The 10,942-nt window shown below is 64.9% G+C and carries 8 protein-coding genes and 1 pseudogene; 8 read left to right on the top strand and 1 reads right to left on the bottom strand.

Going from position 1 to position 10,942, the window contains the following annotated elements; translation table 11 throughout:
* Positions 1-214: 214 nt before the first annotated feature.
* The gene (locus IVA80_RS14150; RefSeq protein ID WP_247430631.1) at positions 215-1,123 is read right to left on the bottom strand and encodes a LysR family transcriptional regulator; all 909 of its coding nucleotides are present in this window, start codon (positions 1,121-1,123) and stop codon (positions 215-217) included.
* A 98-nt stretch (positions 1,124-1,221) separates the two neighbouring features.
* Between IVA80_RS14150 and IVA80_RS14145 the strand changes: the two genes are divergently transcribed.
* The 8 genes and pseudogenes from IVA80_RS14145 to IVA80_RS14110 all read left to right on the top strand — a co-directional run bounded on the left by IVA80_RS14145 (position 1,222) and on the right by IVA80_RS14110 (position 10,926).
* Positions 1,222-2,718 carry a CoA-acylating methylmalonate-semialdehyde dehydrogenase gene (locus IVA80_RS14145; protein ID WP_247430628.1) on the top strand — a complete coding sequence of 499 codons (1,497 nt, stop codon included), beginning with the start codon at positions 1,222-1,224 and terminating at the stop codon, positions 2,716-2,718.
* A gap of 22 nt (positions 2,719-2,740) precedes the next feature.
* On the top strand, positions 2,741-3,886 hold the full coding sequence (locus tag IVA80_RS14140; protein WP_247430660.1) for an isobutyryl-CoA dehydrogenase: 1,146 nt from the start codon (positions 2,741-2,743) through the stop codon (positions 3,884-3,886).
* Positions 3,883-4,950 carry an enoyl-CoA hydratase/isomerase family protein gene (locus tag IVA80_RS14135; RefSeq protein ID WP_247430625.1) on the top strand — a complete coding sequence of 356 codons (1,068 nt, stop codon included), beginning with the start codon at positions 3,883-3,885 and terminating at the stop codon, positions 4,948-4,950. Before IVA80_RS14140 ends, IVA80_RS14135 begins: the two co-directional genes overlap by 4 nt.
* 10 nt (positions 4,951-4,960) lie before the next feature.
* Positions 4,961-5,866: pseudogene (mmsB, locus tag IVA80_RS14130) on the top strand (3-hydroxyisobutyrate dehydrogenase); the annotation flags it as partial.
* Complete coding sequence (locus IVA80_RS14125) at positions 5,866-7,584, top strand: AMP-binding protein (protein WP_247430620.1); 1,719 nt, start codon at positions 5,866-5,868, stop codon at positions 7,582-7,584. The pseudogene mmsB and the gene IVA80_RS14125, both read left to right, overlap by 1 nt.
* A gap of 159 nt (positions 7,585-7,743) precedes the next feature.
* Positions 7,744-8,220 (top strand): MaoC family dehydratase, encoded by a 477-nt coding sequence (locus IVA80_RS14120; protein ID WP_247430617.1) that lies wholly within the window; start codon positions 7,744-7,746, stop codon positions 8,218-8,220.
* 394 nt (positions 8,221-8,614) lie between these two features.
* On the top strand, positions 8,615-9,532 hold the full coding sequence (locus IVA80_RS14115; RefSeq protein WP_247430614.1) for an SDR family NAD(P)-dependent oxidoreductase: 918 nt from the start codon (positions 8,615-8,617) through the stop codon (positions 9,530-9,532).
* A 164-nt stretch (positions 9,533-9,696) separates the two neighbouring features.
* Positions 9,697-10,926, top strand: coding sequence for a TIGR03862 family flavoprotein (locus tag IVA80_RS14110; protein WP_247430612.1), 1,230 nt, complete (start codon positions 9,697-9,699; stop codon positions 10,924-10,926).
* Positions 10,927-10,942: the final 16 nt, after the last annotated feature.

The raw sequence follows: 10,942 nt of genomic DNA, 5'->3' as shown, positions 1-10,942 counted from the left end.
TCCTGCCATGATGTCGCTCCTCATTGCGCCAATCGCAAACGAGGAATCCGCCAACACCCAATCAGTTCCGACGCAGATTTCTTGGAATCGATCGTCTAGGCCGTGATGCCGTAGGGTGGGCAAAGGCGCGTCAGCGCCGTGCCCACCATCTCTCCACGATTGCAGATGATCTGGTGGGCACGCTTTCGCTTTGCCCACCCTACGATATTGGTGCTCACCGCCCCGCAAACAACGCCCTTTCGCGGTCCACGATTTCGCCGATGTAATCCGCCACCGCCCTGATCCGCGCGAGATCCTTGCTGTCGGCGTGCATCAGCATCCAGAAGGTCCGGGTGATCGAGACTTCTTCCGCCAGCACCGCGACGAGCTGCGGATAATCGGTCGCCATGAAACGCGGCAGCACGGCGATGCCGAAGCCTGCGAGCGTGGCGTTGAGCTGCGCGATCAGATTGGCGCTGCGCAGGCGTGCCGAGATCCGCGTCGACACCTGCGGCAGATAATCGAGCTCGGGCGTGAACAGCAGTTCCTCGATATAGCCGACGAAGCGGTGCTGCGGCAGCGCCTCGCGCGAGGTGATGGCCGGGTAGCGGTCGAGATAGGCCGGCGCGGCATAAAGCCCAAGGCGGTAGTCGAGCAGCTTGCGGCCGACGATGCGGCCTTCCTTCGGCATGGTCAGGCTGATGGCGATATCGGCCTCGCGCTTGGAGAGGCTGAACAGGCGCGCAGTGGCCACAAGTTGCAAATCGAGATCGGGGTAACGGTCGGCGAACGGCGCCAGCCGTGGTGCCAGGAAAGCCGTGCCGAACCCGTCGGGCGCGCCGATCCGCACCGTGCCGGTCAGCCGCGCCACCGAGCCGCCGACCTGCTCCTGGTTGGCGACGATGGTCGATTCCATCGCCTCCGCGCTGTCCGCGACGCGCTGGCCGGCCTCGGTGAGGAGATAGCCGGTCTTGCGACGGTCGAACAGCTTGGCGGAGAGGTGCCGTTCCAGCCGGTCCACGCGGCGGATCACGGTGGCATGGTCGACCCCGAGCTGTTTTGCCGCAGCCGACACCGAGCCGCCGCGAACGATGGCCAGCACGAAGCGGAAGTCGTCCCAGTCGATGTGACCTTGATCCAGCATTTTCGCACATCTATGGTGCATTATCTCAGACTTGAATCCTATAAAATGCAGGTCGATAGGACTTGTCAAAGCGGATCAGGCCTCAAGGAGATCATTCCATGCGTTCAATCGGACATTTCATCGGTGGCAAGGAGGTCAAGGGCACCTCGGGCCGCACCGCCGACGTTTTCGAGCCGATGACCGGTGACGTCCAGGCTAAGGTGGCGCTGGCCTCCAAGGCCGAGGTCCGCGCCGCCGTCGAGAACGCCCGCGCCGCGCAGCCGGAATGGGCCGCGACCAACCCGCAGCGCCGCGCCCGCGTCATGATGAAGTTCGTCGAGCTGGTGCAGCGCGACTACGACAAGCTCGCCGAGCTGCTCGCCCGCGAGCACGGCAAGACCGTTCCCGACGCCAAGGGCGACATCCAGCGCGGCCTCGAAGTCGCGGAGTTCGCCTGCGGCATCCCGCATTTGATGAAGGGCGAATACACCGAAGGCGCCGGCCCCGGCATCGACATCTATTCCATGCGCCAGGCGCTCGGCGTCGTCGCCGGCATCACGCCGTTCAATTTCCCGGCGATGATCCCGATGTGGAAGTTCGCGCCCGCGATCGCCTGCGGCAACGCCTTCATCCTCAAGCCCTCGGAGCGCGATCCCGGCGTGCCGATGATGCTCGCTGAGCTGATGATCGAGGCGGGCCTGCCGGCCGGCATCCTCAACGTCGTCAACGGCGACAAGGAAGCAGTCGACGCGATCCTGGACGACCCCGACATCAAGGCTGTCGGTTTCGTCGGCTCCACGCCGATCGCGCAATACATCTACGAGCGCGCAGCCCAGACCGGCAAGCGCTGCCAGTGCTTTGGCGGCGCCAAAAACCACGCCATCATCATGCCCGACGCCGACATGGACCAGGCGGTCGACGCGCTGATCGGCGCCGGCTACGGCTCGGCGGGCGAGCGCTGCATGGCCGTCTCGGTCGCGGTCCCCGTCGGCAAGCCCACCGCCGACCGCCTGATGGAAAAGCTGATCCCGCGCGTCGAGTCGCTGAAGATAGGCACCTCGATCGATCCCTCGGCCGATTACGGCCCGCTGGTGACGCGCGAGGCGGTCGAGAAGGTCAAGGGCTACATCGACATCGGCATCAAGGAAGGCGCGACGCTCGCCGTCGACGGCCGCGGCTTCAAGATGCAGGGTTACGAAAAGGGCTTCTATCTCGGCGGTTCGCTGTTCGACAACGTCACCAAGGACATGCGGATCTACAAGGAAGAGATCTTTGGCCCGGTGCTCTCGGTCGTGCGCGCGCACGACTACAAGGAGGCGCTGGCGCTGCCCTCCGAGCATGATTACGGCAACGGCGTTGCGATCTTTACCCGCGACGGCGACGCCGCGCGCGACTTCGCGACCAAGGTCAATGTCGGCATGGTCGGCATCAACGTGCCGATCCCGGTGCCGATCGCCTATTATACCTTCGGCGGCTGGAAGAAGTCCGGCTTCGGCGATCTCAACCAGCATGGTCCAGACTCGGTCCGCTTCTACACCAAGACCAAGACGGTGACCTCGCGCTGGCCGTCCGGCGTCAAGGAAGGTGCGGAGTTCTCGATCCCGCTGATGAAGTGATCCTCTCAAGAGCGAGGCGATGATGCAGTTCGCTCTGAACGAGGATCAGATCGCGGTTCGCGACATGGCGTTGGCGTTTGCGGCGGAGAAGATCGCGCCGCACGCGCTGCGCTGGGACGAGGAAAAGTATTTCCCTGTCGATGTGATGCGCGAGGCCGCCACGCTTGGCATGGGCGGCATCTACATCCGCGAGGATGTCGGCGGTTCCGCCATGACCCGGTTCGACGCGGCGCTGATCTTCGAGGCGCTGGCGACGGGCTGCCCGACGACCTCGGCGTTCATCTCCATCCACAACATGGCGTCCTGGATGATCGATGCCTACGGCAACGACACCCAGCGCCATAAATGGCTGCCAAAGCTGTGCACCATGGAGCTGATCGCGAGCTACTGCCTGACCGAGCCGGGCGCCGGCTCCGACGCGGCGGCCCTGCGAACCCGCGCGGTACGTGACGGTGACCATTACGTGCTCAACGGCCAGAAGCAGTTCATCTCGGGCGCCGGCGGCACCGACCTGCTGGTCGCGATGGTGCGCACCGGCGGCGATGGCCCGGGCGGCATCTCGACCCTTGTCATCGACGGCAAGACGCCGGGGGTGTCGTTTGGCGCCAATGAGCGCAAGATGGGCTGGAACGCGCAGCCGACCCGCGCCGTGATTTTCGAGAATGCGCGCGTGCCGGTCGCCAACCGGCTGAGCGAGGAAGGCATCGGCTTCAAGATCGCAATGGCCGGCCTCGACGGCGGCCGTCTTAACATCACCGCATGCTCGCTCGGCGGCGCGCAGACCGCGCTCGACAAGGCACGCGCCTACATGACGGAGCGCAAGGCTTTCGGAAAACGTCTCGACGAATTCCAGGCGCTGCAATTCCGTCTTGCCGACATGGCAATCGAGCTCGAGGCCGCGCGCACCTTTTTATGGCGCGCCGCGGCTGCGCTGGACCGCAAGGACCCCGACGCCACCATGCTTTGCGCGATGGCCAAGCGCTTCGGCACCGATGCCGGTTTCGAGGTTGCCAACCAGGCGCTCCAGCTTCACGGCGGCTACGGCTATCTTAGCGAATACGGCATCGAGAAGATCGTGCGCGACCTGCGCGTGCACCAGATCCTCGAGGGCACCAATGAAATCATGCGGCTCATCGTGGCGCGCAAACTGATCGAGGGCGCTCGATGACGGCAGTGGAAGAGGGCGATCTCGTCGTTCGCCGCGAGGGTGCGGCGGGCGTGATCCGGCTCAATCGCCCCAAGGCGATCAATGCCATGACGCTGGAGATGTCCATCGGCATCGACGCGGCGCTTGATAGCTTCGAGAAAGAACCGGATGTCGCGGTGATCGTGCTGGAAGGCGCGGGCGAACGCGGCCTCTGCGCCGGCGGCGACATCCGCGGGCTTTGGGAGAGCTCGCGCGAAGGCGGCGATCTCGGCGCACGGTTCTGGCGCCAGGAATACGTCATGAATGCACGGATCGCGAGATATCCGAAGCCTTACGTCGCGTTCATGGACGGCCTCGTGATGGGCGGCGGCGTCGGCCTGTCCGGCCACGCCAGCCATCGCGTCGCCACCGACCGCACCAAGCTCGCGATGCCGGAGGTCGGGCTCGGCTTTTTCCCCGACGTCGGTGGCACCTGGCTGTTGTCGCGCTCGCCCGGCGAGATCGGCACGTATTTCGGCCTGACCGGGCAGACCATGAACGGGCCCGATGCGATGCACGCGAAATTCGCGGATGCCGTGGTGCCGGCGACCAAATGGCCGGGGCTGCGCGAGGCGCTGACGAAGGTTCATCAAGGTGCGACTGCGGCCGAGGTGAGCAAGCTCATCAACGGTTTTGCGACCGGCGAAACTGCGGGTCCGGTCGCGGCGAAGCAGACGACCATCGACGCGCTGTTCGGCTTCGACCGCATGGAGGACATCGTCGCTGCGCTGAAGCGCGACGGCTCCGAGTTCGCGCTGGCCACGCTGAAGACGCTCAGCGAGAAATCGCCGCGCGGCATGGTGGTGACGCTGAAGCTGCTGCGGCTGGCGCGCACCGCGTCGAGCCTGGAGGAGTGCCTGGTGCGCGAGTATCGCGCCGCACTGGAAGTCTTCCGCAGCGACGACTTTCGCGAGGGCGTGCGCGCCGCCGTAATCGACAAGGACCGCAATCCGACCTGGTCGCCGCCACGCATCGAGGATGTCACGCCGCAGATGCTTGCGCCATATCTGGCCGAGATTGGCGCGGACGAGCTGAAGTTCAACTAACAACGTTCAAGCGGAGGAAACCAAGATGGCCACGATCGCATTCATCGGTCTCGGCAACATGGGCGGCCCGATGGCCGCCAATCTGGTCAAGGCCGGCCACAAGGTCGTCGCGTTCGACCTCGTCGAGGCTTCGCGCGCGCAAGCCAAGGCGGACGGCGCCGGCATCGCAGATAGCGCAGCAGGCGCGGTGAAGGGCGCCGATGTCGTCGTCACCATGCTGCCGGCCGGCAAGCACGTGCTCGGCGTCTGGAACGAGGTCGTCCCTGTGATGACCAAGGGCGCGCTGATCATCGACAGCTCCACCATCGACGTCGAGAGTGCGCGGCAGGCGCATGCGCTGGCGGCCAAGAGCGGCGTGCTCTCGGTCGACGCGCCGGTCTCCGGTGGCACCGGTGGCGCGAAGGGTGCCACGCTCACCTTCATGTGCGGCGGCAACGAGAACGCGTTTGCCGCGGCAAAGCCCGTGCTGGAGATGATGGGCAAAAAGATCGTGCATTGCGGCGGCGCCGGTGCAGGCCAGGCCGCAAAAATCTGCAACAATATGATCCTCGGCATTTCAATGATCGCGGTCAGCGAGGCGTTTGCGTTGGCTGAGAAGCTCGGACTCTCGCACCAGGCGCTGTTCGACGTCGCCTCGACCTCGTCGGGCCAGTGCTGGTCGCTGACGACCTATTGTCCGGTGCCGGGCCCGGTGCCGACCTCGCCCGCCAACAACGATTACAAGCCGGGCTTCGCCTCGGCGCTAATGGTGAAGGATCTGACGCTGGCGCAGGACGCTGCGAAGGCCGCGGGTGCGGCGACGCCGCTCGGCCAGCATGCGCAGGAGATCTATCAGGCCTTCGATAAGGCTGGCCAAGGCGGGGTGGATTTTTCCGGAATTATCAAGCACGTTAGGGGGCTGGCCGGGAAAACTTGATGACGACTTTTCAGGAAGCGCGCGCGTTTCTTCTCGCTCACCGAACGGATTACGAGACGGCGGTCAAGGGTTTCCGCTGGCCCGATCCGGTTCCCTTCAACTGGGCGCTCGACTGGTTCGACGCCGAGCTGGCCGCGAATGCGGAGAGCAAGGACCGGCCCGCGCTCTGGATCGTCGACGCCGCCCAGGACAAGCAAACCAAGCTCTCCTTTACGGCGCTCTCGAAGCGCTCAAATCAGGTCGCAAATTTTCTCCGCGCGCAGGGATTGAAACGCGGCGACCATCTCCTGCTGCTGCTCGGCAATGTCGTTCCACTATGGGAGACGATGCTGGCGGCGATGAAGCTCGGCGTGGTCGTGATCCCCGCGACCACGCTGCTCACCGCCGACGAGCTACGCGACCGGCTCGATCGCGGCAAGGCGAAGGCTGTGGTGGCCGCCGAGGATCAGGTCACGAAATTCGCAAGCATTGGTGCCGAGAATATCGTGCGCATCGTGGTCGGCGCGGCGTCCGACGGCTGGCATGCCTATGACGAGGCGGCGAAAGCGCCTGAGAGCTTCACGCCCGACGGCCCGACCAATGCCGACGACCCGATGCTGCTCTATTTCACCTCGGGCACCACGGCGAAACCAAAACTGGTGCGGCACAGCCAGCGCAGCTATCCCGTCGGCCATCTCTCGACCATGTATTGGATCGGGCTGAAGCCGGGCGATATCCATCTCAATATCTCTTCGCCCGGCTGGGCCAAGCACGCCTGGAGCTGCTTCTTCGCGCCGTGGAATGCGGGCGCCACCGTGTTCGTGGTCAACCAGCCGCGCTTCGATGCCAAGGGTCTGCTTGCCACCATCGGCCGCTGCGGCGTCACCACGCTGTGCGCGCCGCCGACGGTGTGGCGGCTGTTCATCCAGGAGAACCTGGCGTCGTTCAAGGTGGCCTTGCGCGAGGTCTGCGGTGCAGGCGAGCCGCTCAATCCTGAAGTGATCGACCAGGTGCAGGCCGCCTGGGGCCTGACCATCCGCGACGGCTACGGTCAGACTGAAACGACCGCGCTCGCCGGCAACTCGCCGGGACAGACAATCAAGGTCGGCTCGATGGGCCGGCCGCTGCCGGGCTATCGCGTGCAGGTCAGCGACGCCGACGGCAACCCGGCGAAGGAGGGCGAGGTGGCGCTGGTGCTGGGCGCGGACCGCCCCGCCGGCCTGATGCAGGGCTATCAGGGCGACGACGGCAAGCTCTCTGGCGCGGAAGGCGAGCTCTATCGCAGCGGCGACGTGGTGTTCGAAGATGAGGATGGCTATCTCACCTTCGTCGGCCGCTCCGACGACGTCTTCAAATCCTCCGACTATCGCATCAGCCCGTTCGAGCTCGAGAGCGTGTTGCTGGAGCACGAACTCGTCGCGGAAGCCGCGGTGGTGCCGAGCCCCGATCCGATCCGGCTCGCGATCCCCAAGGCCTTCGTGCTGCTGACATCGGGCGCCGAACGTTCGCCGGCGACCGCGCTGTCCATCTTCAAGCACCTGCATACGCGCCTTGCGCCGTTCAAGCGCATCCGCCGCCTTGAAATCGTCACGGAGCTGCCGAAGACGATTTCGGGAAAAATTCGCCGCGTCCAGCTGCGGCGGCTCGAACGTGACGACGACCGCAACGATCCCCTGCGCGGCCGGGAATTCCGCGAAGAGGATTTTCCGGATCTTCCGAAAACACGAAGTGAGACCTAAGTGAAACGAAGTGAGCTCGTCATTCCACAATGCGCAAGTGCGCAATGGGGGCGCGCGGAGCGCGAACCCGGAATCCATTCAGCAACAGACTCTGCGGCGCCATGGATTCCGGGCTCGACGCTGCGCGTCGCCCCGGATTGACAGTGGTTGGAGCTATCAATGAACGAAGTCTGGAAGAAGCCGCCGACTACGCTTCAGGCCTATCAGGCCATGGTCGGCAAGGAGATCGGCGTGTCGTCGTGGCACCTGGTCGATCAGCCCCGTATCGACGCCTATGCCGACGTGATCGAGGACCACCAGTTCATCCATGTCGATCCTGAGCGCGCGAAGGAGACCGCGTTCGGCACCACCATCGCGCACGGCTTTCTCACGATGTCGCTGCTGTCGATCATGTCCTATGAGGTGATGCCTGTCATCGCCGGCACCACGATGGGGGTCAACTACGGTTTCGACAAGCTGCGCTTTATCTCGCCGGTGCGTTCAGGAAAACGTGTTCGTGGCCGCTTCGTGCTGGCGGAAGCCAGGCTGCGCAAGCCGAACGAATTGCAGTCCCGCACCAACGTCACCGTGGAGATCGAAGGCGAGGACAAGCCAGCGCTGGTCGCCGAATGGCTCGGGTTGATCTATTTCGCCTGAACAGGCCGTCGTTGCCGAGCTTGACCCGGCAATCCATCGCTGCTCAAAAAAGACGCGGCCGCGGTGCACCCTCGCCCCTTGTGGGAGAGGGTGGCTTCGCGAAAGCGAAGCCGGGTGAGGGGTATCTCTCCGCGAGCTCATCTGCAGAGAGAGACCCCTCATCCGGCGCTTCGCGCCACCTTCTCCCACAAGGGGCTAAGGCGTGCACACATCTTTCGGTCGTTGGTCAGCACCCATAGAAAGCGCGAGTCTTTTCAATGATAGCTGACCGACCGCTCTTTGGGCGGTTCCGAAATCCGGGGTCATCTAAGTCCCTGTATTAGATTCCATTTTTGAGATGTGTGCATGCCTTAGCCCACAAGGGGAGAAGGTAAGAGAAAACAAAGGAAGCACAATGGCAATCAGGTTTGACGGACGCGTCGCCATCGTCACCGGCGCAGGCAATGGTCTCGGACGGGCGCATGCGCTGGGGCTGGCCAGCCGCGGCGCCAAGGTCGTGGTCAACGATTTCGGCGGCGCGCGTGACGGCAGCGGCGGCTCGCTGTCGCCGGCCGAAGCCGTGGTCGAGGAGATCCGGAAAGCCGGCGGCACCGCGATGGCCGACGGTGCCGACGTCTCCAATTTCGAGCAGGTCACCGCCATGGTCGATCGCGCCACGAAGGAGTGGGGCAGCGTCGACCTCATGTGCGCCAATGCCGGCATCTTGCGCGACAAGTCGTTCGGCAAGATGGAGGCCGCCGATTTCCAGAAGGTGCTCGACGTGCATCTCGTCGGCACCTTCTATTGCTGCAAGGCGGCCTGGGCCGGCATGCGCGACCGCAACTACGGCCGCATCGTGCTGACCACCTCGTCCTCCGGCCTCTATGGCAATTTTGGCCAGGCCAATTACGGCGCGGCCAAGTCGGGCATGGTTGGCCTGATGAACGTGCTGGCGGAAGAGGGCCGCAAGACCGACATCCGCGTCAACATCATCTCGCCGACGGCGGCGACCCGCATGACGGAAGAGCTGCTGCCGCCACAGGCCCTGCAACTGATGAAGCCGAACGCGATCACGCCCGCAGTCGAGTACATGCTGAGCGAGGACGCGCCGACCCGCACCATCATGGGTGCCGGTGCAGGCTCCTTCGCCGTGATCAAGATTTTGGAGAGCGAGGGCATCAACCTGCCGGAAGCCGAATGGACGCCCGACGCGGTCGCCGCGCATTTCGCCGAGATCAGCGACATGTCGAAGGCCAGGGCGCTGCAAGGAGCGTTCGAGCAGACGCAGAAGTATGTGGCGCAGGCGGCGGCAAGGGCGGGCATCAAGCTCTAACCGACGTCATTCCGGGGTGATGCGACGGGACCGCGCGAGCGGCCCGGAGCATCGAGCCCGGAATCCATCCAGCCGCAGACTATGCCGCCTATGGATTCCGGGCTCGCGCTACGTGCGCCCCGGAATGACGAGCCTGGCGCGAGAATCCGGCCTAAACTCCCACCATGACATCACCTGAAACCCACATCGCCGTCATCGGCGCCGGTCCCGCCGGGCTGATGGCGGCGCAAGTGCTGGCGCAAGGCGGCGCCCGCGTCACCGTGTACGATGCGATGCCGTCCGCAGGCCGCAAGTTTCTGATGGCAGGTCGCGGCGGCCTCAATCTCACCCATAGCGAGCCGTTGCCGCAGTTCATCGCGCGCTACCGCGAGGCGGCGCCGAAATTGCAGGCTGCGATCGAAGCGTTTCCGCCGGACGCACTGCGCGCCTGGAGCGAGGCGCTCGGCGAGCCGACATTCGTAGGGACAAGCGGCCGTGTATTTCCGAAAGCGTTCAAAGCTTCGCCGCTGCTGCGTGCCTGGCTGCGCCGGCTCGATGCCGCGGGCGCGCAGTTCGCCTTTCGCCATCGCTGGATCGGCTGGAACAGTGAAGGGCGGCTGGTGTTTCAGACACCCCATGGCCCTTCCGCTGTCGCTGCCGACGCTGCCGTGCTGGCGCTCGGCGGCGCGAGCTGGCCGCGGCTGGGCTCCGATGGTGGCTGGACGACAATCCTCGCCGCCAAAGGCGTCGCGGTCGCGGCGCTGCGACCTGCGAATTGCGGCTTCACCGTCGCCTGGTCCGACATCTTCCGCGCGCGTTTCGAGGGTCAGCCGCTCAAGAGCATTGCGCTGAGCTTTGGCCCGCACGGCTTGCGCGGCGAGGCGATCGTCACGCGGGCCGGGATCGAGGGCGGGGCGATCTACGCATTGTCGGCGGAGCTGCGCGAGGCGATCGCCGCGAACGGCGAGGCCGTCCTGCACGTCGCCTTGCGCCCCGACATCGACCAGGCCGAACTCGTCAAGCGCCTATCCGCGCCGCGCGGCAAGCAATCGTTCTCCAACTTCCTGCGCAAAGCCGCGCAGATTTCTCCGGTCGCGATCGGGCTGTTGCAGGAAGCTGCTATCCAGGCAGGGCAGTCGTTGTCGGGAATGTCGCCCGAACGATTGGCAGAGCTCATCAACACCGCGGCCGTCAAGCTCACAGGCGTTGCACCGATTGTGCGCGCGATATCGAGTGCGGGCGGCATTTGCTTTGACGAGCTCGATGCCGATTTCATGATCCGCAAGCTGCCGGGCGTGTTCGCCGCGGGCGAGATGCTGGATTGGGAGGCGCCGACCGGCGGCTATCTGTTGCAGGCCTCGTTTGCGACTGGGGCGGCGGCGGGCAGGGGCGTGCTGGAGTGGCTCGACTTGTAGGATGGGTTTCGCTTCG

Origin of the sequence: Bradyrhizobium sp. 139 (assembly GCF_023074175.1) — a bacterium.
Taxonomy (GTDB): Bacteria; Pseudomonadota; Alphaproteobacteria; order Rhizobiales; family Xanthobacteraceae; genus Bradyrhizobium.
This window is presented reverse-complemented; position numbering and strand designations above follow the sequence as displayed.